The sequence below is a fragment of the Catenuloplanes nepalensis genome (assembly GCF_030811575.1).
GTDB lineage: Bacteria > Actinomycetota > Actinomycetes > Mycobacteriales > Micromonosporaceae > Catenuloplanes > Catenuloplanes nepalensis.
Genome location: NZ_JAUSRA010000001.1, coordinates 963421 through 989714, shown reverse-complemented (window position 1 = coordinate 989714; position 26294 = coordinate 963421). Strand labels below are relative to the sequence as shown.

The window sequence follows — 26294 nt, the reverse complement described above, 5'->3', positions numbered from 1 at the left end:
ATCCCGGGCCCGCTTCAGGAGATGTTGCCGGTGTTGTTGTCCATGGTGACCTCGGTGATGACCGGCGGGTCCGGGAACTGGCTGCTGTAGTCGATCTGGGCGTAGGCCTGCGCGGCGCCGTCCACGGCCAGCGTGAACTGGCTGACCAGCGTGATGACGTCGGCGGCGGACGCGATGAGCCGGTTCTGGTATGTCTCCAGCTGCTCGACCATCTCCCGGCTCGGCCCGGCGTAGTTGTTGCTCTCGTTGCCCCAGTTCCAGTACATGCCCGTGCTGAAGTCGAAGTACTCGTCCTCGGTCATGTCGGTGAACTGGTCACCGTCCGGGCCGATGTCCTCCTTGGTCTGCACCGAGAAGAACCAGAGGTTGTCCTTCACGTACGCCTTGTGGGTGTTGTAGGCCGCGACCGCGGTCTTCAGGTCGCCGATGGCGAGCTTGACCGTGTCGACCACGTTGCCGGTGTTGATGCTGAACTGCTGGACGTGGGGCGTGTTGTCGACCAGCGGTTCCTGGTCCTTGTCGCCGGTGTCCGGCTTCTCGACCGTGATGTCCGGGCCGGACTGCCAGCGGCCCTCCGTGTCGTCGGTCCAGGTCTCGCTGACCGTGAGGGTGGGCGGGTCGACGTTCGCCGCCGGTGCGTCCAGGCTCCCGACCTCGGGAAGCGGTCCGCCGGAGGAGTCGGCCATCCGGTGCCTCCTTAACATCCGTAGCGCTACTCGGCACCATCCACTGTCGGCAGATGTCACGCTGCCGGTCAACGTCCCTTTTTGTGGGGGTGGCCCGGGCCCGGACGTCACTCCGGAGAGCTGGTCATCGCCTTCGTCAGCAGGTGGTGCAGCCGGAGCTGCTCGGTCGGGGTCAGCCCGGCGATCGGCGTGCGGGTGGTGGCGGCCTGGACCAGCCGGCGCCGGGCCTCGCGACCCGGCGCGGTGAGGTGCAACGCCTTGGCGCGACGGTCGTGCGGCGCCGGGACGCGGGTGACGTACCCCAGCTGTTCGAGACGGTCGGCGAGGAAGGTGACCGTCGACGGGTCGCAGCGCAGCGCGGCCGCCATCCGGCGCATGGTGGGGGCCGGCCCGTCCGGGTCGAGCTGCCACAGTGCGTCGGCCAGCGCGTGGGTGATGCCGAGCTCGGCCAGCACGTCCTGGATGGTCGCGTTGGTCGCGCCGTCCATCGCGTGCACGAGCCGCAGCAGCTGATAGGTCATCGACTCGTCCATCCCGCCAAGATACTTGGAGAACCCAATGCTTGACTAATCCAAGCTTTCCGGGTCAGGATAGCAATGCTTGGACACTCCAAGCATTGCCGTTCCGACCGAGAGGCCGTTGATGAACGTGACCGCAAGGCAACCGCGGACCGTGCGCGACCGGGTGCGCCGCCGCGTGCTGACCACGGTGCTGGGCCTGATCGACAACCGCGAGCGCATCCGCCGCGCGGCCGTCGTCCCGCCGGAGCGGGTCACCGCGAACCAGGGCAACGGGCCCTACTACGTGGCCGGGTCACCGGAGCGGCGCGACGTCCGCGAGGACCGTGCGGGCGTGCCACTCCGCCTGCGCCTGCGCATCGTGGAGGCCGGCACGTCGGCGCCGGTGGCCGGCGCGACCGTGGAGATCTGGCACTGCGACGCCGACGGCATCTACTCCGGCTATCAGCGGTACGGCGCCGACCGGTTCCCCGCGCTGGTCTCGCTGACGTTGCGGCGGTTCCGGCCGACGGACGGGGCGATGTTCCTGCGCGGCCGGCAGACCGCCGGTGACGACGGGGCCGTCGAGTTCCAGACCATCGTGCCTGGCTGGTACACGCCGCGCACCCTGCACATCCACGTCCGCGTGAGCCTCGCCGGGAAGGCGCTGCTGGGCACCGAACTGTACTTCCCGGACGAGGTCGTCGCGCACGTGCAGGCGTCACCGCCGTACGACCGGCGGGGTCCGGGGCCGTACACCAACGCGCACGACATCGAGATCCGGATGGCCGGCGGCTCGCCCGGCAGCTGGCCGGACGTCCAGCCCACCGATGACGGTTACCTCGCCGGCATCACCCTTCAGGTCCGGCGGTGACGGGGAACATGCCGGCGGATCGACGAATCGCCGTCGTCACCGGTGCCGCGGGCGGCCTGGGACAGGCCACGGCACAGCGGCTGCTGGCGGCCGGACTCGACGTCGTCGCCGTCACCCGGGACGCCCGCGGCGCCGAGGCGACCCGGCGGTCCCTCCAGGACCGGGCCGGCGGCGGGGTGGTCCACGCGCTGCACGCCGACCTGCTCCGCCGCGATGACGTCGACGCGCTCGGCGAGCGGCTGCGGGGCACCGTGCCGCGCGTCGACGTCCTGATCAACAACGCCGGCGCGGCCTTCCCGGACTACGCGACCACCGCGGACGGCGCGGAGCGTACGCACGCGCTGAACCACCTCGCGCCGTTCCGGCTGACCCACCTGCTCCTGGCGAGCGGCCTGTTCGCCGCGGACGCCCGCATCATCGCCGTCTCCAGCGACCTGGTCTCCCGGGCACGGCTCGACACCGGCGACCCGGACGTCACCGGCACCGGGTGGCACGACCGGTTCTCCCAGCTGACCGTGTACGGCACGGCGAAGCTGATCGGCCTGCTGGCGACGGCCGCGCTCGCGGCCCGGCTCCCGGCCGGGATGCGGGTCCACAGCGCGAACCCCGGCGTCCTGCGGACCGGGTTCCACGCCAAGGCGGGCGGCCCGCTCAAGGCGATCGCGGCCGTCGGCGGCCTCTTCGCGGCGTCACCGGAGAAGGCCGCGCACGGTCCGGTCCTGCTCGCCACCGCCGCGACGCCACCGGTGCCGAGCGGTGGCCTGCTCGTCAAGGGCCGCCCCGCGACGCCACCGGCGGTCACCCGCGACGCGGCCCTGACCACGGAGGTGTACGAGCGCACCGCGCGCGCCCTCGGCATCGCACCCATCTCGGCCTGACGACAGCGGCGCCACCCGGCCCGACGACAGCGGCGCCACCCGGCCCGACGACAGCGGCGCCACCCCATCCGGGGTGGCGCCGCCTCAGAAACCGGCCGTCCGCCGGCGCCGAACCCGTGATCGGGGCGTCCCCGATGCTGTTCCAACAACTTGGGGACGCCCCGATCACGGACGAGACACCCGGCGGACGGTACCGGACAACGCTTCTAGCGGGTGACGCGGATGCGGATGACGTCGAGGGCCGGGGTCTGGTTGGCGCGCTCCATCATCGGGATGCGGTGCGAGCCGTCGCCGGCCCAGACCGCGCACTGGGCGGTGCCGGTCTGCGGCAGGCCGGTGACGTTGATCGTGACCGTGTCGGCCTTGCGGCCGCCCGCGCCGTCCTCGGTGGCGACGAAGAACGCGGGCGCCGGTGCCGGGTCCGGTGCCTCGTCGGTGTTCGGCAGCATCCGGCACGCGGTGTGGAAGTGGCCGCGGACCAGGCCCTCGTTCGTCAGGAACGAGCTCTCCAGGTAGTAGCCGCCGGCCGCGGCGCCGAGGAACCGGTCGCGGACCAGGTTGCGCGTGCTGACCCGCAGCTGGAACTGCTGGCCGACCCGGACCCGCTCCGGCGACCGGGTGATCAGCAGCGACGGGTTGTTCGCGGCCGCGCCGACCTCGCCGAACTCGGTGTCCACGCAGCGGTTGCCCTCCTGGAAGCCGGTGTGCGGCTGCAGGCCGGAGGACTCGCAGGAGTCGCCGAGGATGTCCAGGCCGTTGCTGCCGTTGCCGGGCTGGCCGTTGCCGTTGTTGTCGCCGTTGCCGTTGTTGCCGGTCGCGACCGGAGTCGGCGTGATGCCGGTGGTCACCAGCGTGCAGTCGGCCAGCACCTCGAGGCCGGCCGGCTTCTGCGCCACCCGGCCGATCGCGATCGCGATCCGGTCGATGGTGGCGATCCGCTTGCTCTTCAGCGGGCCGAGGATCGCGTTGTCGACGAAGTTCGGGCCGCCCTGACCCTGCGTGTCCTTGAGGCGCTTGTTCGCCTCGTCGATCTGGGTCTGCAGCAGCGCGAGGTTGCGGTCGACCTCGGCCTTGGCCCGCGCCGGCACGGTGCCGAGTTCGTCCGCCACGGACGGGCAGCTGATCGTGTTCGACGAGACCGGCGCCGGGCTGGCCGGGCAGGCCGGGACCTGGCCGTCACCCCAGTGGTTGCGGACCGTCCGGCCGTTCTGCCGGGTCGTGGTCGTGTCCGCTCCGCCCGGCGCGCGGCCGTCCGGTGCCGCCTTGCCGCAGTTCTGCGAGACCGGGCGCGGTTTCCGCGGATTCCAGGTGCCCGCGTTGGCGAACGTGGTGACCGTGAGACCAGCTCCGAGAACCGCGACCGCGGCAACCGCGGCAACGATCCATTTTCTGCGCCGCAACGCAACGCCGATTCCTGCCCCGCGCGCCGACCTGCGCATTGTGCACCATCCCCAAACCGTCGCTGACCTGCAGATCCTGCAGTATCCGAGCGATCCTCAAAGATCCCTTTGAGCAAGTTAGGAGTCGTTTCCGGGCAGCGTCAAGCGACCTTGAAAACCAATGGGAACCCACAGTCGATCTTTAAGAAGATTTATGTTCCCGATAGCGGACCGAGGGGTTAATCCATTCGGGGGATCCGGCGCGGTTCAACGCACCCGGGAAAATTTCTGTGAATTCGCGCGGACATGGCGCTCGATCGACCCTACCCGCCGGCCATCGATTCCGAACAGCCGATTCATCCATATCGGTGATACTTCAGTCCGCGGTGAACACCAGCTCGCCACCCACGTACGTACGGCGCACGCGGGTCGACTCGATCTCCGAGGCCGGCCGCGCGAACGGGTCCCGGTCCAGCACGGCCAGATCCGCGAGCAGACCCGGAGCGATCCGCCCGGTGGAGTCACGATGACACACGAACGCACTGCCCTCCGTGTACGCGGCCAGGAACTCACCCAGCGTGAGCGCCTGATGCGGCAGGAACGGGCGGTCCACCGGCCCGCCCGGCGCGGTCCGGTTCACCGCCACGTGCGCGGCCAGCATCGGGTCCGGGCTGCTGACCATCCAGTCGCTTCCGGCCGCCAGCCGCGCACCGGCGTCGCGCAGGCCGGCGAACGGATACTGCCGCGCGGCCAGCACCGGGTCCAGGAACGGGATGGTCAACTCGTCCATCTGCGGCTCGTGGCACGCCCAGAGCGCCTGCACGTTCGCGGTCACGTCCAGCGCCGCGAAACGATCAAAATCATCCGGGTGTACGACCTGCAGGTGCGCCAGTTGGTGCCGGTTGCCGCGCGGCCCGTTGACCGCGCGCGCCGCCTCGATCGCGTCCAGCGCCTCGCGGACCGCCCGGTCGCCGAGCGCGTGCAGATGCACCTGGAAGCCCTCCGCGTCCAGCCGCGTCACGTACGCCTTGAGCAGCTCCGGTTCGACGAAGCTCAGCCCGGCGTTGCCGGTCGCGCCGCCGCACGCGTCCCGGTAGGGCACGGTCATCGCGGCCGTGAAGTTCTCCGCCACGCCGTCCTGCATGATCTTGACGGTGCGTGCGGTGAACCGGCCGGTCGTGGCGCGGCGTTCGCGCAGCTCGGCCAGCTGGTCCAGGCCGCGGTCCCGCTCCCACCAGAGCGCGCCGCTGACCCGCGCGATCAGCGCGCCCGAGGACGCCGCGCGCAGATAGACCGGCAGCAGATCGCGGTGCCCGTGCAGGCCGGGGCCGACCCACGCGTCCTGCCAGCCGGTCACGCCGACCGAGAAGAGCAGGTCCTGGGCCGCGCGCAGCCCGGCGTCCAGTTCCGCGTCCGTGGCCGCCGGGACGTGCCGCCCGACCAGGCCGGCCGCGCCCTCGTGCAGCGTGCCGGACGGGTGGCCGTCCGGTTCTCGCTCGATCCGGCCGTCGGCCGGGTCCGGCGTGGACGGTCCGATCCCGGCCAGCTCCAGCGCGCGGGTGTTCACCCAGGCGCCGTGCGAGTCGCGGTTCGGCAGGTAGACCGGCCGGTCCGGGACGATCGCGTCCAGCGCCCGCCGGCTCGGCGTGCCGCCCGGGAACGCCTCCATCGACCAGCCACCGCCGATGATCCAGTCGAGATCCGGGTGCTCCACGGCGTACCCGCGGATGGTTCTGAGGTATTCGTCCGCGGTCCCCGTCGAGGTCAGGTCGCAGCGCAGCAGTTGGACACCGGCGGCGATCGGGTGCACGTGCGCGTCCTGGAAGCCGGGGACCAGCAGGCCACCGTCCAGGTCGACGGTCTGCCGGCCGGTCAGCCCGTCGCCGACCGCGCTGATCCGCTCGCCGTCGACCGCCACGTCCGCACGCCGCGCGTGCCCGCCGGCGAAGACCATCCCGTTGGTGAAGACCAGCTCGTGCGTCACGGCAGCATGATGCCTCAGGGCGTGTTCAGGCGGATCTCGCCGAGCCGAGGCGACGTCCGCCACACACACCCCCTACACCCGGAACGTCGCCACCAGGCTCTGCAGCTCGCCGGACATCCGCGCCAGCTCCTCGGAGGCGCGCTGCGAGTCGCCCACGCTCTCCGAGGTCAGCCGCGCCGCCGTGGCGAGCACCTCGATCCCCGCGTTGATCTCGCTGATCCCGCTCGCCGCCTCGGACACGCCGCGGTTCATCTCGCTGGTGGTCGCGGTCTGCTCCTCCACCGCGGACGCGATCGTGGTCTGGTAGTCGCTGATCCGCGCGATCACCTCGCTGATCTCGCCGATCGCGGTGATCACGGTCTCCGTGTCGGCCTGCGTCGCCGCGACCCGCGAGCTGATGCTCTCGGTCGCCCGCGCGGTCTCCTGCGCCAGGTCCTTGACCTCGCTCGCCACCACCGCGAAGCCCTTGCCCGCCTCGCCGGCCCGCGCCGCCTCGATCGTGGCGTTCAGCGCCAGCAGGTTCGTCTGCTCCGCGATCGACGTGATCAGCTTGACCACGTTGCCGATCTCCGCGCTGGACTCGCCGAGCTTCACCACGGTCCGGTTCGTCTCCGCGGCCTGGGTGACCGCCGCGCCGGCCACCTGCGCGGCCTGGTTCGCGTTCTCCGAGATCTCCCGGATCGACGCGCCCATCTCCTCGGAGCCGGCCGAGATGGTCTGCACGTTGCCGGTCACCTCCGCGGCCGCGGACGACACCACCACGGCCTGCGCGCTGGCCTGCTCCGCGCTGCCGGCGATCTGGCTGCTGGTCGTGGAGAGCTGCTCCGCGGCCGCGGCCAGCGAGTGCGACGCGCCGGTCAGCGACTCGACGGTGCTGCGCATGCCGGTGACGGCCCGGTTCAGCGCGCCGGCCATCACGCCGGTCTCGTCCCGCGAGCGCACCACGACCTGGCCGGTCAGGTCGCCGTCGGCCATCCGCTCCAGCACACCGGACACCTCCGCGAGCGGGCCGGTGATCCGGCGCACCACGACCACGCCGAGCAGCACGGCCAGCGCCGTGCCGATCAGCCAGCAGGCCAGCATCGTGCTCACGCCGCTGCGGTAGCTGGCCGCGCTGGCCTCGGCCTCGTGCGCGCCGCTGTCCGCCTCGAACGCGGCGAGGCCGTCGAAGCCCGCGTTGATCGCGTCTACCGTCGGCGTCACGGCCGTGTAGGCACGCTCGTACCCGGCGGTGTCGCCGCTCAGCGCGGCCGGGATGAGCTGCTCGTCGCGGACCTTCTCGAACGCGGTCAGCCCGTCCTGGACCGCCGCGAAGTACTCCTGCTGTGCCGCGTCCAGGCCCAGCGCCTCGTACTCCCCCAGGCCCTCCGCCAGCGTGTCCGCCGCGGCCAGCCCCGCGTCCCGCTGCTGCTCGGAGGCGGCCGGCGTGCCGGCGATGTTCATCAGGGCGAGCGAGAAGATCTCGTCGTCGAACGCACCCTGCGCGGCCGCCAGCATCTGCGACGGCTTCAGGTTCTCCTCGTAGATCGCGGCCGCGTTCTGATTCGCGGCCCGCAGGCCGGTCAGGCCGACCAGCGCCACCAACGCGCCTGCGAGCAACGCCACGCCGAGCGCCAGACCGAACTTGACGCGAAGCCGCAAACCGCCCAGCCACGAACCCATATCCGACACCGCTCCCTTGCGCGTACGTCCCCCTGGGCAAGACCTCACCAGCTCAATCGGCCTCTGATCGCGGATTGTGAGGAGTCCGGACGAGGTGGACACGCCGCGTCTGTGAAAGCATGTGCCGCGTGCCACACGCTCCACTCACCGCCGCCGTCAACCGCGCCCGGGCCGCTCAGGCCGCGGGTGACCTCGTCAACGGCCGCGCGATGCTCGAGGAGGTCCTCGAGGACGCGCGGCGGGCGCTGGGCAAGTCCCACGACGAGGTGCTCGACGCGGCCCTGGTGCTGGGTGAGCTGCACGCCCAGGCGGACGATCCGGCCGCGGCACGGCGGGCCCTGGAGAGTGCGTATGCGGACGGCCAGCTGCGGCTCGGCGACGAGGACGTGCGCATGCTGACACTGTCCGCGGCGATCGGCGCGGCCGCGGAGGAGTTGGGCAACCGGCACGAGGCGAAGCGGGCGTACCTTCGCGTGGCGAGGCTCGGCCCGGGCACGGTCGGCCCGGATCATCCGATGATCGCGCGGGCGCGCGCCTACCTGGGCGACGCGGCTCCGCCGCTTCCACAGAACCAGGCCACGGGGGTACGCGCGGAGCCGCCGACCACGCAGCTCGGCGCGACGCCGCCGGTGCCGCCGGAATCCCCCACCATGCCGTTGCACCGGGCCACGCCGCCGGTGACGCCGGAACCGCCGACGACACAGCTGGGCGCGACGCCGCTGGTGACACCGGAACCGCCGACCACGCGGCTGGGCGCGACGCCGGTGGTCCAGCCGGCGCTGCCGGACCCGCCGACCATGCCGATGCACCAGTCCTCGGCGCCGCCGTATCAGCAGTCCGGGCCGCCGTTCCAGTCCCCGCACCAGTCCTCGGCGCCGCCCTACCAGCAGAGCGGGCCGCCCTACCAGCAGTCGGTCCCGCCGTTCCAGCAGTCCGGGCCGCCGGCGCAGCAGTCCTCGGCGCCGCCGTACCAGCAGCCGTACCCGCAGTACCCGCCGGCGACGCAGCAGCAGTACCCCGGTCCGCCGGTGCACCAGCAGTCCGGGCCGCCGTTGCAGCAGCAGGGCTACCCCGTACCCCCGCAGCACTTCGATTCTGGGGCGCGGCCCCGGAGGAACCGGGGCCTGACCATCTCGGTCGCGGTCGCCGCGATCGCCGCCGTGATCGCGGCCGTCGTCTCGGTCACCGTGCTGATCTCCACCCGCGACGACGACGGCACGGCCGGCACGACGCCCGCCACCACCACCGCGCCGAACGGGCCGCAGGTCGAGGGCCGGCCGCCGGCCGACGTCGTGCTGACCGACGACGGCGAGGCGATCGAGCTGACCTGGACCGACCCGACGAGCGGCACGGTGTCGTTCATCGTCGCGGGCGGCCGGGCCGGCGAGGAGCTGAAGCCGATGGCGAACCTGCCTCCGGGCCGCGTCCGCTACGAGATCAACGGGCTGAACCCGGACCTCGACTACTGCTTCACGGTCGTCGCGGTCTACGGCACGGACGCGTCGCAGGTGGCCGCGTCGGAGCAGCGGTGCACCGCGCGGAACACGCCGGGCGGCCCCACGGGCTGACCCCGATCGTGACCGATCACGCATCGCGGGGGCAGCTTTTACGGTGAGCACCCCATAAGATGACTCGCGTCTCTCTCCCGGTCAGCTCAAGCCCAGGTCACACGGGCAATACACGGTGGGTTTCAGTGTCGTTACCCGGGGTGAGGCATTGGCAGGGAGCTTTTTCAACCTGGCGCATCCGGATCGTGACCGGGTGCCGTGCCGCCAGCCACACAGGCCAGGTTGAGAACGGCTCAGTGGACGACGCGTAACGGGGAGAGTTGTGGTCACCACCCAAGCGACGCCGGGCACCATCGAGCCGCCGCCGGGGCGCAGGAAACGACTGCGCACGCCCGGCGGCCTGGTCACGATCGGCACGGTGGCGGCGCTGGTCGCCGGCATGGCCGCGACCGCGCTCGGGCTGGGCGCCGCGGATCAGGCGGTGGCCAGCTTCGACGCCGCCTCCTGGCTGTGGAGCAAGTCCAGGGGCGAGCTGGCCCGGGCCAACGGCGTGACCGGCCGGGTCGACACCCGGTTCGCGGTCGCGGGCGCGGCCGGCCACCCGATGCAGGTCACCCAGACCGACCGCTTCCTGCTCATGCGCGACCTGAACACCGGCCTGGTCAGCTCGCTGGACCTGACGTCGCTGCAGACCATCGCGACCGCGCAGACCACGGCCGGCGTCGGCGTCACCGTCGCGCTGGACTCCGAGGCCGCGTTCATCGTCGACTCCGTGCAGGGCGAGGTCCGCCAGCTCGACCCGCAGACGCTCGAGCCGGTCGGCGAGCCGGTGCGCTACCCGCCGGGCATCGCGGGCGGCACGTTCGACGGCGAGAGCCGGCTCTGGATCGCGGTCCCGTCCGAGGGCACGGTCTCCGCGATCACCCCGGCCCCGATCGGCGACGAGGAGAACGACCGGGCCGACGCCGAGTCCGGGGGTCAGGGCGCGGGCGGGCCGAAGCTGATCCGCACGCACGGCGTCGCCGCACCCAGCCACGACCTGGCGCTGACCGCGCTCGACGACGGGGTCGGCGTGCTGGACCGCACCACGAACACGCTGACCGTGGTCCGCGGCGAGGCGCAGCCGCTGCCGGTGACGCTGCCGCTGACCGGCGTCGGCATGCTGCCGGAGCGCACCACCGGCACGCAGATCCCGGTGACCGTCGGCGAGGACCGCAAGGTCTACGTCGTCTCCGACACCGGCGTGGTCACCGAGTTCGCGGTCCCGGGCGACGGCGCGCCGCTGCGCCCGGCCGTGGCCTGGGCGGGCCGGTTCTACGTGCCGGAGGAGGGCACCGGCGTGGTGCACGTGCTGGACGGCTCCGGCGCGCGGACCAGCACGTTCACGGTCGCGGGGGCGAACGGCGAGCTGGAGCTCGAGGTCCGCGAGAACCACCTCTTCATCAACGCGCCGAACTCCGCGGCCGCGCAGGTCGTCGACGACGGCCACCAGGTCAAGACCGTCGACAAGTATGCGAACGACGTGCTCGGCGGCGACCCGCCCAAGGAGGCGCCGCCGCCCCCGCCGCCGCCCGCGGAGCCGCAGGCCGGCAAGCCGGGCGCGCCCAAGCAGGTGACCGCCGCGGCCGGCAACGCGCAGATCCGGCTGAGCTGGAAGCCGGCCGCGTCGAACGGCGCACCCATCACGAGATACGTGGTGGAGGGCGCGGACAAGTCCTGGCAGGTCGGCGCGGACCAGCGCGCCTTGCAGGTCGACGGCCTGACCAACGGCGAGACCTACCAGTTCACGGTGTTCGCGGTGAACAGCGAGGGCGAGGGCCCGAAGGCGAAGTCGAACCCGGCGGTCCCGACCTCCGAGGTGCCGGACGCGCCGGAGAAGGTCACCGCGGCCGCGCAGCCGGACGGCACCGTGAAGATCACCTGGCCGGAGGCGAACGGCCAGGGCCTGACGATCAAGTCGTACGCCGTGAACGCGATCGCGGCCGGCGCCACCGCGCTGGTCGGCCAGGCGGACGGCACCGAGCTGGTCGTCGCGGCCGGCGAACTGGAGTACGGCACGCAGTACGCGTTCACGGTCACCTCGACCAACGAGCGGGGCGGCTCGTCCAAGGCGTCCCCGCCGAGCGAGACCGTGGTGCCGTTCACCGTGCCGGAGGCGCCCGCGGGCCTGGACGCGGCCACGGTCGCGGGCGAGGCCGGCGCGATCACGGTCACCTGGACGGCCCCGGCGGAGAACGGGCGCCCGATCACGAAATACGTGGTGACCGCCGGCGACAAGACCTCGGAGGTCGCGGCCGGTGGCACGTCGGCGAAGCTGACCGGTCTCGGCAACGGCGTCAACGTGACCGTCAAGGTGCTGGCCGTGAACGAGGCGGGTGAGGGCAAGCCGGCCTCCGCGACCGCGCGCACGGTCGCGGCGCCGAAGGTCACAGTGACCGGATCGTCCGTGACGCAGACCGAGCTGACCGTGAAGGCGACCGTGGACGCGGGCGGCGGCACCGCGACGTGCACGCTGACCGGCGGCGGCAAGACCGCCCAGGGTGGCTGCGCCTCGCTCACGCTGACCGGCCTGCCGCCGAGCACGGAGGTCGGCTTCACGCTCACCGCGACGAACGCGGCCGGCAGCGACAAGGCGACCGGCAGCAAGACCACGAGCGCGGTCTACGGCCTCGCGGTCTGCAACAACAACACCTCGGCGACCGATAAGGAACAGCACACCTGGTGCAACGACGCGGACAACGGGCGCCAGGTCTGGGCCACGACGCAGGACAAGGGCACACTGCTGGGGCGGGCGAGCCAGAACCAGCGGCTGTCCGCGATCTGCAAGGACACCGGTCAGAGCATCAGCCAGTACGTCTACAACAAGGGCAAGGTCGACCCGACGAACATCTGGATCAAGGTCAACTACGGCGGTAGGACGGGATACATCTCGTTCGCCTGGTTCAACCTTGAGGGTTACGGCATCAACTCGACCGGCCCACTGCCAGACTGCTGATCCGCCCGCACATTGATGGAACGCAACCGAGATGAGCCCGTCCCGATGACGACCGCACCGCCGCACACCAACGGCTACGCCGGCAACTCCTACGACGACGGCTACGAGCAGGGCGGCCAATACGGCGCCGCCCCGTCGTACCCGTCGTCCTCGGAGGCGCCGACCGGTCTGCTCCCCGCCGTCACGTCCGGCGGTCCCAGCGGGCAGCCATCCGGTCAGCACTCCGGCGGGCAGCCGTCCGGCCAGCACTCCGGCGGGCAGTACGACCAGTACGACCGCGGCGATCAGTACGACCGCGGGCAGTACGGCGGTGGCCAGTACGGGCAGACCGGCACCGCGGAGGCGGCCGGTCAGGGCTCCGGTGGCTACTCCTACGGCAGCACGGGACAGGGTTACGGCGCGGCGCAGTCCTCCGGCGCCGCCACCCTCCCTCCGCCGCCCGCCCCGCCGGTCGCGACCCCGTCCCCGCCGACCATGAACCCCCCGGCGATGAACCCGCCGGCCGTGCAGCCGCCACCCGTGCAGCCGCCGCCCGCCGTGGCCCCGGTCCTGCCGGCCGCGGCCGAGGGGCCGCTGTCGCAGCAGCAGGTGCAGGGCTTCGCGGGCATCGCGAACCAGCTCGCGGCCAGCATCGGCACCGTGGTGCTGGGCAAGCCGGAGCTGATCCGGCTCGCGCTCACCGCGCTGTTCGCGCAGGGCCACGTGCTGCTGGAGGACGTGCCAGGCGTCGGCAAGACCACGCTGGCCCGCGCGATCGCCGCGTCCGTGCACGGTCAGTGGCGGCGCATCCAGTTCACGCCGGACCTGCTGCCCGCGGACGTCTCCGGCGTCACGATCTTCAACCAGGCCACCCGCGCGTTCGAGTTCCACCCCGGCCCGGTCTTCGCGAACATCGTGATCGCCGACGAGATCAACCGGGCGTCGCCGAAGACGCAGTCCGCGCTGCTGGAGGTGATGGAGGAGCGCACGGTCACGGTCGACGGCGTGCCGCACCCGGTGCCGCGCCCGTTCCTGGTCGTCGCCACCCAGAACCCGGTCGAGATGGACGGCACCTACCGTCTGCCCGAGGCGCAGCTGGACCGGTTCCTGGTGAAGCTGTCCGTCGGCTACCCGGACGAGGCGGTCGAGATCGAGGTGCTGCGCGGCGCGAACGTGCGCTCGCCGGAGAGCCTGCCGCCGATCGCGGACACGCATGTCATCGCCGAGATGATCAAGATGGCGCAGCGGGTGCACATCGCGGACCCGCTGTACGCGTACGCGGTGCGCCTGGCCGCCGCGACCCGGCAGGATCCACGCGTGCGGATCGGCGTGAGCCCGCGCGGCGTGATCGCGCTGACCCGCGCCGCCTGCGCGTACGCGCTGATGGAGGGCCGGGCCTGGATCCTGCCCGAGGACCTGAAGGCGCTGATCGGCCCGGTCTTCGCCCACCGCGTGCTGCTCACGCCGGAGGCGGCGCTGCGCGGCACGACCGCGAACGACGTGGTCGCCGACGCGCTCCGGTCGGTCCCGGTCCCGCTGCCCGGCGGCGGCACGCAGGCCTGATGCGCGTCACCCTGCGCGGCCTCGGGCTGGCCGCCGGCGCCGCGGTGCTGCTGGCGGCCGGTCTCCGTTTCGGCTACCCGGAGCTGGCGGTGCTCGGCGGCGCCGGCCTGCTCGCCGTGGCCTGGGCCGTGCTGTTCGTGGCGTGGCGCCCGCGGCTGACGCTGTCCCGGGTCGCCGACCCGGACCGGGTGCCGCGCGGCGAGCCGTCCACGATGATCCTCACACTGCGCAACGCGGCCCGCCGCCGGTCGGCCACGCTCACCGCGGCCGACTCGTGCGGCGGACGCCCGGTCGAGGTGCCGCCGCTGCGGCTGCGCGCGGGCCGGGACACCACGGTGACCTACCCGGTGCCGACCCACCGGCGCGGGAGGATCCCGGTCGGGCCGCTGCGGGTCACCCGTACGGATCCGCTCGGCCTGGTCCGGCTCGCGCAGGCGCACGGCGACCCGGTCACGGTCTGGGTGCACCCGCGCATCCTGCCGCTGAGCGCGGTCCCGGCCGGCGTCACCCGCAGCATGGACGGCCGCTCCGACAGGGTGCCGCAGGGCTCGATCACGTTCGACACGCTCCGGGAGTACGTGATCGGCGACGACCTGCGGCGCGTGCACTGGCGCTCGACCGCGAAGATGGGCGAGCTGATGGTCCGCGAGCAGCTGGACACCAGCCTGCCGCGCCTGGTGGTGCTGCTCGACGACCGGGCCGCGTCGCACACGCCGCCCGCGGACGGCCAGTCGGCCAGTTTCGAGGCCGCGTGCGAGGCCACCGCGTCGATCGTGGCCGCGGCCGCGCGCGAGGACCTGCCGGTGACGATGCACCTGGTCAGCGGAGCCGAGGAGCCGGGGCTCAGCCACCTGGACACGCTGACGGCGGCGGAACTGCACCCGGCGGACGCGGAGACGTTCCGGACCGCGACCACCCGCCTGCGGCAGCAGCGCCTCGGCGACACGCTGATCCTCGTCACCGGACCGGGCGGCCGCGACGATCTGAGTCAGCTGGGGACGGTGCGCCAGGCGTACCCGGTGCTGGTCGCGGTCCTGCTCGGGGAGCGCGGCACGAGCCAGGCCGCGGGCATGCTGGTGATCAACGCGGAGGACGGCGACGCGTTCGCCGCGGAGTGGAACGGCGCGTCCGGATGGTGAGGGTGGTGCGCGCGGCCGGGCTGCCGGTCGCGCTGATCGGCATGATCGCGCTCTGCGGCGTGCTGCTCGGCCGGGTCTACTCCGGACCGCTGCTGATGCAGGTGGTCGCGGGCGCGGCCGTGCTCAGCGTCGGCATCGGCACCGCGGTCCGCCGCCTGCCGTCCTGGACCGTCGCGCCACTGTCCGTGCTGGCGCTGGCCGGGTACACCATCGTCGTGCTCCGGCTGGCCGCGCAGCGCGCGGAGCTTGCCGCGCCGCTGGCCCAGGTGCTGGTGGACGCGGCCCGCAACGGCATCCCGCGCATGCTCACCGCGATGATCCCGGTCGAGCCGACGCCGGACACGCTGGTCATTCCGCTGGTCGCGGCGTGGCTGGCCGGGCTCGCCGCGACCGAGGTGTCCGGCCGCGCCGGCTGGGTGCTGCTCGGCTACGCCGCACCGGTCATGCTCTTCGCCGGCACGCTCTACGTGGTCGGGCCGAACGCGGACGCCGCGCTCCCGCCCACGCTCGGCTTCGTCGCGCTGGCCGCGTTCGGGCTGGTCACCGCGCCGGGCCGGTCCTCGCCGAGGACGACGCCGCGAACGGTCGCGACCGCGGCGGACGCGGAGTCACCCGGCCGGCTGCGGCGCCTGATCGGGCCGGTCACCGCGCTGGCCGTGCTGCTCGCGCTGGTCTTCGCGGGCGCGCCCCGGATCGCCGGCGTGGTCACCGCGACACCGGTCGACCCGCGCCGGTACGTCGAGCCCCCGCAGGTGGACAGCCTGGACGAGAGCCCGCTGAACCGCATCTCCGGCTGGGCGCTCAACCCGGACCAGCACCTCTTCGACGTCACGCCGCTGGAGCAGGTCAACCCCGGGAACGGCCTTCCGCTGGTACGGCTGGCCGTGCTCAACGACTACGACGGCGTCACCTGGAAGGTCGGCGCGACCTACCGGGCCGCCGGCCGGGTGCTGCCCACCGACCCGCCGCCGCCCGGCGCGACCGTGGAGCGGGTGGGCCAGCGGCTCACCATCGCGGACCTGTCCGGCCGGCTGCTCCCGGCCGTGCCCACGCCGGCCGGCGTGGAGGGCACCCGGGTCGCCTACGACGCGGAGTCCGGCACGCTGATCCGCCCGGAGGGTCTCACGGCCGGGCTGACCTACACGGTGACGTCCGCGCGGGAGCGGCTGGACCTGAGCGGCCTGCCGGTCGCGGACGTGCCCGGCGGCCCGGACGTGGCCCGGCTGCTGACCGTCTCGGACGGCGTGCCGGAACAGCTGCAGCAGCTCGCGGACCAACTCGGCGAGGAGAACGGCGCACCGTACGACCGGGCCGTGGCGATCGAGCAGTTCCTGGCCACGCACTACCGGGTGGCGGCGGACGCGGCGAGCGGGCACTCGTACCCCAATCTGGGTTTCTTCCTCTTCGGCCCGCGCAACGCGGGCGGCCAGGAGGGCACGTCCGAGCAGTTCGCTGCCGCGTTCGCGGTGCTGGCCCGGCTGCTCGGCCTGCCGTCCCGCGTCGTGGTCGGCTTCGCGCCCCGGGCGGAGACCGCGACGGCCGGCACGGTCGCGGTGCGGGGTGCGGACGCGTTCGCCTGGCCGGAGATCCTGTTCGAGGACGTCGGCTGGGTCTCGTTCAACCCGATGCCGCAGCCGGACACCGAGCCGCGCCCGGTCGAGGAGGACTTCCGCCCCGAGCCGGAGAAGTCGGAGGAGCCACCCACGGACGCGCCGGCCCCGTCGGCCGAGCCGTCCGCGAGCGCCTCCGCCGGCGACTCGCCGGCCGAGGCCCCGTCCTCGTCCGGCCGCACCCGGGCCGTGATCGCCGGCGGCGTCTCCGGCACCGTGCTGCTGATCCTGGCCGGCCTGGTGATCGCGCTGCTGACCATGCGGCGCGCGCTGTCCCGCCGCCGGCTGCACGCCCCCGACCCGCGCGACCGGGTCACCGGCGCGTGGCTGGAGGTCGGCGACGCACTCCGGCTGGCCGGCCGTCCCGCCCCGCCGGACCTGACCGCCACCGAGTTCGCCGGCCATGCCGCCGACACCGCCGCACGGGCCGCCGCCCGTCTCAGAAAGCCCGCGCTGCGCACGGCCGCACCCCCGCTGACCGGCCTGGCCGAGCTGATGAACCGCGACGCCTTCGCCCCCGACGACATCGATCACACCCAGGCAGACCACGCGGGTACGCAGGCAGCCGCCTACATCACCGCCCTGCGCGCCCACCGCCCCTGGTGGCGCCGCCTCCTCTGGTCCCTCCACCCCGGCCCTCTCCGCTGGGCGAGGAAACGCCGCTGAGTGCAGCGCCCATGATGCCGGGACGCCGGCTAGTGGAGCATCGCGAGGGCGGGGCCGATCTCGTCGAGGAGTTCGCGGGCGAGGAAGCCGATCCGGCCGTGGGCCGGGACCAGGCGCTGGCCGGCGGCGGCGTGGGCCCAGGCCGCCCAGGCGGCGGCCTGATCGGGCTCGGCGCCGCGGGACAGCAGGCCGGCGACGATGCCGGTGCGGACGTCGCCGCTGCCGGAGGTGCCGAGGCCGGCGTCCGCGGACTCCTCGCGCCAGCGTCGCACCACGCCGTCCGAGGACGGGCGGGACGCGATGTGGCCGTACATCGAGACCACCGCGCCGTACTTCTCGGCCAGTTCCGCGGCCGTGTCGTCCAGGTCGTCGCCGATGTCGTGGCCGAGCAGGAAGCGGGCCTCGGTCAGGTTCGGGGTGAGCACCGCGGTCCGGCCGGACGCGCGGATCAGGCCGGGTTCGCGGCTGAGCGCGCCGAGCGCGTACGCGTCGAGCACGAAGACGGTCTCCGGGCCGGCCGCGTCCAGCAGGCCGCGGAGCAGGCCCATGGTCTCGTCCACGTCGTCCAGGCCGGGGCCGACCGCGATCACCCGCGCGTCCGCGGCGAGTGCGGCGAGGCGCTCACCGCACTCGCCACGCACGGAACCGGTGCCGGTCTCGGTCAGGCCGACGACCAGCGCCTCCGGGACCGCGATGCTGAGCGCGGCCGCGGTCGACTCGGCCACGGCCAGTTGCAGCACGCCCGCGCCGGCGCGCAGCGCTGCCACGCCGGCCAGCAGCACCGCGCCGGGGGTGAAGCGGGAGCCGCCGACGACCAGCACGGTGCCGCGCGCGTCCTTGCCGCCGGTCGGGACCGGCAGGGTCCAGTCGCGCAGCACCCGGGGTGTGATGACGGCCGCGGGTTCAGACCGGTTCGGCATCGACGCCCTCCTCGCTGGTCGGGGTGGCACCCTGGCGGTGCAGGTGGTGGACCACGGCGAAGTCCTCCAGCGCGAGCCGGCCGTCCTCGCCGGTGATCCAGCTGGTGATCGAGCAGTTGCCGACCTCGCCGTCGCGGGCGAGCGTCACCAGGTCCGGCTCGGAGATCTCCTCGAGCAGGTATCGCAGCAGGTAGACGATCGCCTCGTGGGCGAAGAGGATGACCCGGTCACCGGCGTGGTCCCGGCGCAGGTCGCCGAGCAGGCTGCGCAGCCGCAGCGTGACGTCGGCCCAGGACTCGCCGCCCGGCGGCCGGTAGTAGAACTTGCCGAGCCGGGCGCGGCGCTCCGCCTCCTCCGGGTGCCGGGCGCGGACGCCCTTGCCGGTCAGCAGGTCGAGGATGCCGAGTTCGCGGTCGCGCAGCCGCTCGTCCACCCAGGTGCGCGCGTCGATCGGGGCCAGCGCCAGTTCCGCGGTCTGCCGGGCCCGGAGGTACGGCGAGATCACCGCGACCGCTGGGCGCCGGTCGGCGGGCAGGTCGCGCAGCCACTGGCCGACCGCCTCGGCCTGCTCCCGCCCGGTCGGCGAGAGCGGCACGTCCGCGTCCCGCTCCGGGATGTCGATGACCTCCTCGCCGGATTGCTCCGCGCGCGCGGCCGCGACGTTTCCGGTGCTCTCCCCGTGCCGGACCACGGCCAGCCAGCTGAGTTCGTCCACGGATCGTGGCTTACCCGGCGCGCCGCCGGAGAAACCGGGGACCCCGTTCCGTGATCGGGGCGCCGGGACGGTGAACCGGGCCGGGCGGATCACGGTGGGATGAGCCGCCCGGCCCGGAGTCTCAGCGTGCCGTGCAGGCCGGTGCCGGCCCCGGCACCGCGACGAAGCAGACCACAAGCACCGCGGCCAGGATCAACACTCTCTTGACGATCATTGGTGGGCACTCCTTCCGGTAACGTGTCGGAAGTCGCAACAGATCGAAGTGTTTCTATCGCACGTCATCACAGTCTCAACGCACGTATCCACACATGTCAATGCGGGGAATCGCCTTCCGGAAAGGTTCCGGCAACCACCGCGCGCCAAGGGCCACAACACCCGCCCGCTCCGGTACGGTTCGCACCATAGTGGACAGCGACACGGTCGCTTCCCCGCACGCCGACACCGCTCGAAGGGCCTCCGGCATGACCACTCCCGCGCCCGGCCGGGCCGGCCGCCGCGGCCTCGCCGAGGAGTCCGCCGACCGCATCCGCGAGGCCATCCTCGCCGGCGAGGTGCCACCCGGCGGCCCGCTCCGCGAAGTCGAACTCGCCACCGGCCTCGGCGTCGGCCGCGGCTCCGTACGCGAAGGCCTGTGGATCCTGGAACGCGAGGGCCTGATCCGCAGCGCCTGGCACCGCGGCACCACGGTCATCGACATCACCCCGGACGACATCCGCGAGGTCTACGCGGTCCGCGCCGCACTCGACCGCCTCGCCGCGGTCACCGCCCGCGACACGGCGACCGAAGCGCAACTGGGCGAGTTGGACGGGCTGGTCGGGACGATGGCCGCCGAGGTCGCCGGCAATCCGGCCGGGCCGCGTCTGGTCGCTCTGGACATCGCGTTTCACGATGCGGTCTATGTCGCGGCGGGCAACCGGCGGTTGACGGAGGCGTGGCGGGCGGTGCGGTCCCAGGTTCATCTGTTTCAGTTGCGCCGGGTGGCGTTGGGCTTCACGCACTATCGGGCTCGCGTTGTGGACGAGCATCGTGAGTTGGCGGGTCTGATCCGGTCCGGGGAGCGGGAGACGCTGGCCAGGACGGCGGAGGAGCATGTCAACAGCGCGCATCGGGGGCTTCTGGCGCATGTGCCGTAGGCGGGCTCCTCGCTTCCGCGGCCAACAGCGAAACAGCGACGCCGGCGCCCGTGGGAGCGGGCGGAACGCACCCACGCCGGAAGCGGGAAGAACGATGTGGTCAGGTGGCGAGCGCGACGGTGAGCATGATGAGCCAGTCCGGGTCGCGGAGCTTGTCGCCGTAGAGGTCGCGGAGGCGGGTCACCCGGTAGCGGACGGTCTGCGGGTGCACGAATAGTTCGGCGGCGATCTCCTCGCGGCGGCCGTGGTGGCGGAGCCAGCTGCGGAGCGTCTCGGTGAGTTTCGCGGCGGAGGCCTCGCCCTCGCCGGCCAGCGGCGCCAGGACTCGCGCGCGCAGGTCCGACAGTGCGCCCGGGTCCGCGCCGAGCAGCAGCGCGACCAGGTGATCCTCCGTGTCGCCGGTGAGCGACAGCGCGAGCGCGCGTCCGGCCCGCGCGTACGACTCGGCCGCGCGTTCCCACGGCCGGGCCGGCCCGACGACCACTTCGCGGCCGGACAGCAGCCGGATCAGGTGGCCGCGGCCGGCGCCGTGCGCGTCCGGGACGAGCAGCACCGCGCGTTCGCCGTCGGCGTCGGCCTGGAGCGTGCGCTGGTCGAGGAGGTCGAGGAGGTTGCCGATCGCGCGTTCCGGCAGCAGCACCGCGGTGAGCGTGGCCGGTGGCGTCCACTCGGCCAGTGCGGCCGCGGCGGCCAGCGCGTGCGCGGGTTCGGCCTCGATCAGCGCCCGGCCGAGCCGTTCCAGGTTGCGGTGGCGGGCGCGGACCGTGGAGGCGAGCTCGTCCGCGTGGCCGGCGACGCTGGCCGCGGAGAGTTCGTCGATGTAGGCGAAGACCAGCTCGGCGAACTCGGTGACGGTCATCGCGTCGACGCCGGCTTCGACGCTGATCCGGGCCAGGTCCCGCCACGCCACTCGCGCGCCCACCCGGTACGCGGCGAGCAGCGCGTCCAGGCTGCGGCCGTACTTCGCCTCGCCGCGGCCGAGCGCGTACGCGCCCTCCAGCGCCGGTTCCATCGGGGCGCCGCGGGCCCCCTCCGCGTTGTCGGCCCGGGCGATCAGGTTCAGGAACATGGCGAGCGCGGCCCGGACCGCTCCTTCGATCTTCGCGCCCATCTCGCCGGCGAACGCCTCCGCGTAGGCCGGCACCTCGGCCGTGATCGCGGTGACCGCACGCCCCGCCACCTCGGGCAACACGTGCCGCAACTGAACGATCACGCTGGCCGGCAGCCGGAACACTGGAACGGGCTTCTTGTTCACAGCGAACAATAATGCCTGACGAAACTACCGTCTTCAGGTCAGGACTTCACCAAAGAAGCGGACCATGCTTGTTTCATGCCCGCAACCCGCAGCCTCAGGTCCGCCGCCTGGCGCGTCGTCGAGCTGATCACGACGCCGCTGGTGCCGAGCGACTACCTCGACGAGATCGCGCCGCTGCGCAACGCGAACATCCTGCGCGCCCGGATCGAGGAGGTCCGGCCCGAGCACGACCGCGCGGTCACGCTGGTGCTGCACCCCGGTCGTGGCTGGCGCCGGCACGAGCCCGGGCAGTACCTGCGGCTCGGCGTGGACGTGAACGGCATCCGGCTCTGGCGCAACTACTCACTGACCAGCTCCCCGGACCGGGCCGACGGCCTGGTCGAGGTAACCGTGACCGCGATCGAGGGCGGCGTGGTGAGCAACCACCTGGTCCGCAACGCGCGGGCCGGCATGCTGCTGCACCTGGACCCGCCGGCCGGCGAGTTCACGATCCCGGAGCAGGCACCGAGCAAGATCCTCTTCGTGACCGCGGGCAGCGGCGTCACCCCGATCATGGGCCTGCTGCGTGGCCGCCCGGAGCTGACCGACGTCGTGGTGATCCACTCCGCGCGGACCGCGAAGGAAGCCCTGTTCACTCCGGAGCTGAACGACCTCGCGGCCGAGGGACGGATCCGGCTGATCGAGCGCACCACGTCGGTCGAGGGCCGGCTCTCCCCCGCCATGATCGCCACGCTGGTGCCGGACTGGGCCGAGCGGGAGACCTGGGCGTGCGGGCCGAACGAGCTGCTCGACGACCTGGAGAAGCACTGGGCCGACGCGGGCGCGACCGGGCGGCTGCACGTCGAGCGGTTCCGGCCGGTGACGTTCGCGGCCGACGGCGCGGGCGGCGAGATCACGTTCCAGAAGTCGCAGACCACGGTGAGCGCGCCCGGTGACGTCCCGCTGCTGGACGCGGCCGAGGCCGCGGGCGTGCTGATGCCGTCCGGCTGCCGGATGGGCATCTGCATGGGCTGCGTGCTGCCGCTGCGCGAGGGCGTGGTGCGCGACCTGCGCGACGGCTCACTCATCGTCGCCGAAGAGGGCGACACGATCCTGATCCAGACCTGCATCTCCGCAGCGGCCGGGCCCTGCGCGATCGAGCACTGAGAAGCGGAAGGACATAGTCGCATGACCGTCATGGAGAAGAAGGACGTCAACCCGATCGCCCACCTCACCCCCGAGGACATCGAGGCGATCGGCGTCGAGCTGGACGCGCTGCGCGACGAGATCATGTCCAGCCGCGGCGAGCGGGACTCCGCGTACATCCGCAGGGTGATCTCGACGCAGCGGCGCCTGGAGCTGGGCAGCCGCGCGATCCTGCTGTTCTCGCTGTTCCCGCCGGCCTGGGTCGTCGGCACGGTCGGCCTCTCGATCGCGAAGATCATCGAGAACATGGAGATCGGCCACAACGTCATGCACGGCCAGTGGGACTGGATGCGTGACCCGAAGATCCACTCGACCACGTGGGAGTGGGACAACGCCTCCCCGGCCGCGCAGTGGAAGCACGCGCACAACGAGGTCCACCACACGTACACGAACGTGGTCGGCCGGGACAACGACCTCGGCTACGGCATCATGCGGGTGGACGAGGACCAGAAGTGGACGCCGGGCCTGCTCGCGCAGCCGCTCTACAACTTCATCAACATGTGCTTCTTCGAGTACGGCATCGCGGCGTACGACCTGCAGCTCGGCCGCAACCTGAAGACGAGGAAGCGCCGCCGGGACCCGAAGTTCAAGGCCGCGTACCAGCAGGTGCTGAAGAAGATCGGCCGCCAGATGCTCAAGGACTACGTGATCCACCCGGCGCTGTCCGGCCCGTCGTTCCTGACCACGATCCTGGCGAACATGGTGGCGAACCTGGTCCGGAACGTCTGGACGCACTCGGTGATCATGTGCGGTCACTTCCCGAACGGCGTGGAGACGTTCTCCAAGACCAGCATCGAGGGCGAGACCCGCGGCGAGTGGTACCTGCGCCAGATGCTCGGCTCGGCGAACATCCGCGGCTCGAAGTTCATGCACTTCATGACCGGCAACCTGTCGCACCAGATCGAGCACCACCTGTTCCCGGACATGCCGAGCCCGCGGTACGCCGAGATCGCGCCGCGGATCCGCGACCTGTTCGAGCGCTACAACCTGACCTACACCACCGGCCCGCTGCCGGTGCAGGTCGCCTCCGCCTGGTTCAAGGTGTTCCGCCTCGCCCTCCCCACCAAGGAGGACCTGCGCCGGCGCCGCGAGGGCGGCCGGGGCACCGGCGCGCCGCGCGGCCCCCGCAAGCTCGTCGAGGGCCACGCCTCCGCCCGCCGCGCCCCGGTCACCGCCGCCCCGGTCACCGCCGCCGCGATGACCGCCACGAACTAGCCACGATCAGGGCGTTCCCCATGTAGTTCTGACTACATGGGGGACGCCTGGATCAAGGGCCGCGATCGCAGGGCGGCGAAGAGCGTGCCGCACTGCGATCGCCTCTCTGTCGCCCGCGCCTCACCACCGTACCCACGCGGGTTCTGATCGGTTAGGGTGACCTAACCATGGAACAGAACAGGGAGTCGCTCGCCGACCTGCTCGGTGGGCGCCGGGGCGCGATCGACGCGACGCTGCCGCCGATCGCGTTCATCCTCGGCTGGCTGGCCGGCGGCCGCTCGATCGTGATCGGCGTGACCGCCGCGATCGTGGTGAGCCTGGCGATCGCCGTTCACCGCCTGCGGAAGGGCGACCGGTTCGGCGCGGTGCTGGCCGGGCTGCTCGGCGTCGTGGTGGCGGCGATGATCGCGCTCTACACCGGCAACGGCGCCGACTTCTTCCTGCCGCGCCTGCTCAGCAACGCGGGCAGCGCCGTGGTGTGGGCGATCAGCATCGCGGCCCGCTGGCCGCTGCTCGGCGTGATCGTCGGCGCCGTGCTCGGCCAGCGGACCCGCTGGCGGCGCGACCCGGCGCTGCTGCGCTCCTACGGCCTGGCCAGCTGGATCTGGGTCCTGCAGTACGTGATCCGCCTCGCCGTGTTCCTGCCGCTCTACTTCGCCGACCAGGTCTTCGCGCTCGGCGTCGCGCAGGTCGTGCTGACCTGGCCGCTGGTCGCGGCCTGCCTCGCGGTGAGCTGGTGGGTGATGGTCAGGACGCTGCCGAAGGACCACCCCGGACTGCGGCACCCTCAGAGCGGCCGGACCGTGTCGAAGCCCTGACGCGGCATCGCACCCCAGACCTGCTTCTTGTTCCGCCACGCCTGCCAGGCACCGCGGGCCTGGAAGTAGGCGAGCACCTGCCGGTAACCCACGTTCTCGAAGATCGCGGCGAGGAACCCGCGCCCGAGGTCGCCCCAGCGCGGATAGCGGTGGAACGACACCTCCTCCAGGAGCAGGGCCGACATGCTGACCAGCATGCCGTAGCCGTAGGCGGCGAGGGCGAACCGCCACGCGAAGCCGAGATCGATCACGTCCACCAGTAGCCCGGCCGGGAGCAGGATCAGCGCGGACAGTTCCACGAACGGCGCCAGCAGCTCGAACAGCACGTAGTACGGCAGCGCGACCATGCCGATCCGGCCGTACCGCGGGCGCAGCAGCATGCCTCGGTGGATGCGCACGATCTCCGCGAGGCCACGGTGCCAGCGGCTCCGCTGCCGGCCGAGCACGCGCAGGCTCACCGGCGCCTCGCTCCACGACACCGGTTCCGCCACGAAGGTCACCCGGTACGGCCGGCCGCGTTCCCGCAGGTGGTGATGCAGCCGCACGACCAGCTCCGCGTCCTCGCCGATGGTGTCGTGCGCCATCCCGCCGACCTCGGCCAGCAGGTCGCGGCGGAACATGCCGAACGCGCCGGAGATGACGACCAGGCCGCCGAGCCGGGACCAGCCGGTGCGGCCCATCAGGAACGCGCGCAGATATTCGACGATCTGCATGCGCACCAGCCACTGCCGGGGCATGCGCACGTCGACCACGCGGCCGCCGACCACCGCGCAGCCGTTCGCGATCCGCACCACGCCGCCGACCGCCGCGGTCTCCAGCGGGTCGTCCGCGAACGGCTTGGTCACCGAGAGCAGCGCCTCCGGGTCCAGCACCGAGTCCGCGTCGGCCATGCAGACCAGCGGGTGCCGGGAGAGGTTGATGCCGACGTTGAGCGCGTCCGCCTTGCCGCCGTTGACCTTGCGGACCACGATCAGGCTGTCCGGGTTCGCGCGGGCCACGTGCACGCTGATCACCGCACCCCGGAACGGCACCTCGCCCGGCACCACGCGCGGCACCGCGACCAGGTCGAACTCGCGCTCCAGCCGGTCGAACGTGTCGTCGGTGGAGCCGTCGTCGATCACCACGATCTCGAACCGGGGGTAGCGCAGCGCCATCATCGCCTGTACCGCGGGCACGATCCCGGCGCCCTCGTTGTGGGCCGGCATCAGCACCGAGACCGGCATGGTCAGCGGGCTGCGGAACAGGTCCTCCAGGCCGTTGAACGGCACCCGGCGCAGGTACCGATGGAACTCGGCCGCGGCGAGCAGCAGCAGACCCAGATAGCTGCTGTTCAGCGCCACGAAGTAGACGAATACGAACACGTCCGCGATGCCGATCACGGTCCGTACCCAGCCCCAGTCGTCGACCATCAGCCACTCGCCTCCGCAGCCGTGGCCCGCCACTCCCGGCGCGGCATCGTGACCAGCTCGTCCACGCCCTCGGCGCCGGCCTCCGCGACGAACTCCAGCAGTGCGAGACGCGGGCGTTCGGCGGTGCGGGTGCGACGGCGGCGCAGCAGGCGGCGGGCAGCCCGGACGATCATGATGAGCACGATCGTCGGCACCACGATCGCGTCGGTGGCGACCTCGATCAT

The 26294-nt window shown here is 72.6% G+C and carries 21 protein-coding genes; 11 read left to right on the top strand and 10 right to left on the bottom strand.

Annotated features, from left to right (window positions below; genetic code table 11):
* Positions 1-14 precede the first annotated feature (14 nt).
* Both J2S43_RS04140 and J2S43_RS04135 read right to left on the bottom strand, forming a co-directional pair.
* Positions 15-686, bottom strand: a complete 672-nt coding sequence (locus J2S43_RS04140; RefSeq protein ID WP_306827214.1) for a hypothetical protein — start codon at positions 684-686, stop codon at positions 15-17.
* A gap of 107 nt (positions 687-793) precedes the next feature.
* Positions 794-1219: a MarR family winged helix-turn-helix transcriptional regulator gene (locus tag J2S43_RS04135; protein ID WP_306827213.1), complete on the bottom strand. Its 426-nt coding sequence runs from the start codon at positions 1217-1219 to the stop codon at positions 794-796.
* 115 nt (positions 1220-1334) lie between these two features.
* On the opposite strand from J2S43_RS04135, the gene J2S43_RS04130 reads away from it, so the two are divergent.
* Both J2S43_RS04130 and J2S43_RS04125 read left to right on the top strand, forming a co-directional pair.
* The gene (locus tag J2S43_RS04130; protein WP_306827212.1) at positions 1335-2057 is read left to right on the top strand and encodes a dioxygenase family protein; all 723 of its coding nucleotides are present in this window, start codon (positions 1335-1337) and stop codon (positions 2055-2057) included.
* Positions 2054-2935 (top strand): SDR family NAD(P)-dependent oxidoreductase, encoded by an 882-nt coding sequence (locus J2S43_RS04125; RefSeq protein ID WP_306827211.1) that lies wholly within the window; start codon positions 2054-2056, stop codon positions 2933-2935. The genes J2S43_RS04130 and J2S43_RS04125 overlap by 4 nt, the downstream gene beginning before the upstream one ends.
* A 206-nt stretch (positions 2936-3141) precedes the next feature.
* Here the strand turns inward: J2S43_RS04125 and J2S43_RS04120 are convergent, their stop codons facing one another.
* The 3 genes from J2S43_RS04120 to J2S43_RS04110 all read right to left on the bottom strand — a co-directional run bounded on the left by J2S43_RS04120 (position 3142) and on the right by J2S43_RS04110 (position 7960).
* Positions 3142-4335 (bottom strand): hypothetical protein, encoded by a 1194-nt coding sequence (locus tag J2S43_RS04120; protein ID WP_306827210.1) that lies wholly within the window; start codon positions 4333-4335, stop codon positions 3142-3144.
* 355 nt (positions 4336-4690) lie between these two features.
* Positions 4691-6298 carry an amidohydrolase gene (locus J2S43_RS04115; protein WP_306827209.1) on the bottom strand — a complete coding sequence of 536 codons (1608 nt, stop codon included), beginning with the start codon at positions 6296-6298 and terminating at the stop codon, positions 4691-4693.
* Between the two features lie 72 nt (positions 6299-6370).
* A complete protein-coding gene (locus J2S43_RS04110) occupies positions 6371-7960 on the bottom strand; it encodes a methyl-accepting chemotaxis protein (protein WP_306827208.1) in 1590 nt (529 codons plus the stop codon).
* A gap of 128 nt (positions 7961-8088) precedes the next feature.
* On the opposite strand from J2S43_RS04110, the gene J2S43_RS04105 reads away from it, so the two are divergent.
* From J2S43_RS04105 to J2S43_RS04085, 5 genes are all read left to right on the top strand, one after another.
* Positions 8089-9528 carry a tetratricopeptide repeat protein gene (locus J2S43_RS04105; RefSeq protein WP_306827207.1) on the top strand — a complete coding sequence of 480 codons (1440 nt, stop codon included), beginning with the start codon at positions 8089-8091 and terminating at the stop codon, positions 9526-9528.
* A gap of 262 nt (positions 9529-9790) precedes the next feature.
* A complete protein-coding gene (locus tag J2S43_RS04100; protein ID WP_306827206.1) occupies positions 9791-12463 on the top strand; it encodes a fibronectin type III domain-containing protein in 2673 nt (890 codons plus the stop codon).
* Positions 12464-13036: 573 nt separating this feature from the next.
* Positions 13037-14005: an AAA family ATPase gene (locus tag J2S43_RS04095; protein ID WP_370881746.1), complete on the top strand. Its 969-nt coding sequence runs from the start codon at positions 13037-13039 to the stop codon at positions 14003-14005.
* Positions 14005-15144 carry a DUF58 domain-containing protein gene (locus J2S43_RS04090; RefSeq protein WP_306827205.1) on the top strand — a complete coding sequence of 380 codons (1140 nt, stop codon included), beginning with the start codon at positions 14005-14007 and terminating at the stop codon, positions 15142-15144. The genes J2S43_RS04095 and J2S43_RS04090 overlap by 1 nt, the downstream gene beginning before the upstream one ends.
* The gene (locus J2S43_RS04085; RefSeq protein ID WP_306827204.1) at positions 15138-17420 is read left to right on the top strand and encodes a transglutaminase TgpA family protein; all 2283 of its coding nucleotides are present in this window, start codon (positions 15138-15140) and stop codon (positions 17418-17420) included. The genes J2S43_RS04090 and J2S43_RS04085 overlap by 7 nt, the downstream gene beginning before the upstream one ends.
* A 29-nt stretch (positions 17421-17449) precedes the next feature.
* Here the strand turns inward: J2S43_RS04085 and J2S43_RS04080 are convergent, their stop codons facing one another.
* Together J2S43_RS04080 and J2S43_RS04075 are read right to left on the bottom strand one after the other, a co-directional pair.
* Positions 17450-18340, bottom strand: coding sequence for an NAD(P)H-hydrate dehydratase (locus tag J2S43_RS04080; RefSeq protein WP_306827203.1), 891 nt, complete (start codon positions 18338-18340; stop codon positions 17450-17452).
* Positions 18324-19055, bottom strand: a complete 732-nt coding sequence (locus J2S43_RS04075) for a histidine phosphatase family protein (RefSeq protein ID WP_306827202.1) — start codon at positions 19053-19055, stop codon at positions 18324-18326. Before J2S43_RS04075 ends, J2S43_RS04080 begins: the two co-directional genes overlap by 17 nt.
* Before the next feature lie 461 nt (positions 19056-19516).
* Here J2S43_RS04075 and J2S43_RS04070 point away from each other — a divergent pair, with 461 nt between their 5' ends.
* On the top strand, positions 19517-20188 hold the full coding sequence (locus J2S43_RS04070; RefSeq protein WP_306827201.1) for a GntR family transcriptional regulator: 672 nt from the start codon (positions 19517-19519) through the stop codon (positions 20186-20188).
* 100 nt (positions 20189-20288) lie between these two features.
* On the opposite strand, the gene J2S43_RS04065 is transcribed toward J2S43_RS04070, so the two are convergent.
* The gene (locus J2S43_RS04065) at positions 20289-21443 is read right to left on the bottom strand and encodes a PucR family transcriptional regulator (RefSeq protein ID WP_306827200.1); all 1155 of its coding nucleotides are present in this window, start codon (positions 21441-21443) and stop codon (positions 20289-20291) included.
* Positions 21444-21518: 75 nt separating this feature from the next.
* Between J2S43_RS04065 and J2S43_RS04060 the strand changes: the two genes are divergently transcribed.
* The 3 genes from J2S43_RS04060 (at position 21519) to J2S43_RS04050 (ending at position 24661) form a co-directional block, all read left to right on the top strand.
* Positions 21519-22589 carry a ferredoxin reductase gene (locus tag J2S43_RS04060; protein ID WP_306827199.1) on the top strand — a complete coding sequence of 357 codons (1071 nt, stop codon included), beginning with the start codon at positions 21519-21521 and terminating at the stop codon, positions 22587-22589.
* A 21-nt stretch (positions 22590-22610) separates the two neighbouring features.
* Complete coding sequence (locus J2S43_RS04055) at positions 22611-23843, top strand: fatty acid desaturase family protein (protein ID WP_306827198.1); 1233 nt, start codon at positions 22611-22613, stop codon at positions 23841-23843.
* A gap of 167 nt (positions 23844-24010) precedes the next feature.
* Positions 24011-24661: a DUF3159 domain-containing protein gene (locus tag J2S43_RS04050; RefSeq protein WP_306827197.1), complete on the top strand. Its 651-nt coding sequence runs from the start codon at positions 24011-24013 to the stop codon at positions 24659-24661.
* Here the strand turns inward: J2S43_RS04050 and J2S43_RS04045 are convergent.
* The gene (locus J2S43_RS04045) at positions 24631-26070 is read right to left on the bottom strand and encodes a glycosyltransferase family 2 protein (protein WP_306827196.1); all 1440 of its coding nucleotides are present in this window, start codon (positions 26068-26070) and stop codon (positions 24631-24633) included. The two genes, J2S43_RS04050 and J2S43_RS04045, sit on opposite strands and share 31 nt — an antisense overlap.
* Complete coding sequence (locus tag J2S43_RS04040) at positions 26070-26294, bottom strand: hypothetical protein (RefSeq protein ID WP_306827195.1); 225 nt, start codon at positions 26292-26294, stop codon at positions 26070-26072. The genes J2S43_RS04045 and J2S43_RS04040 overlap by 1 nt, the downstream gene beginning before the upstream one ends.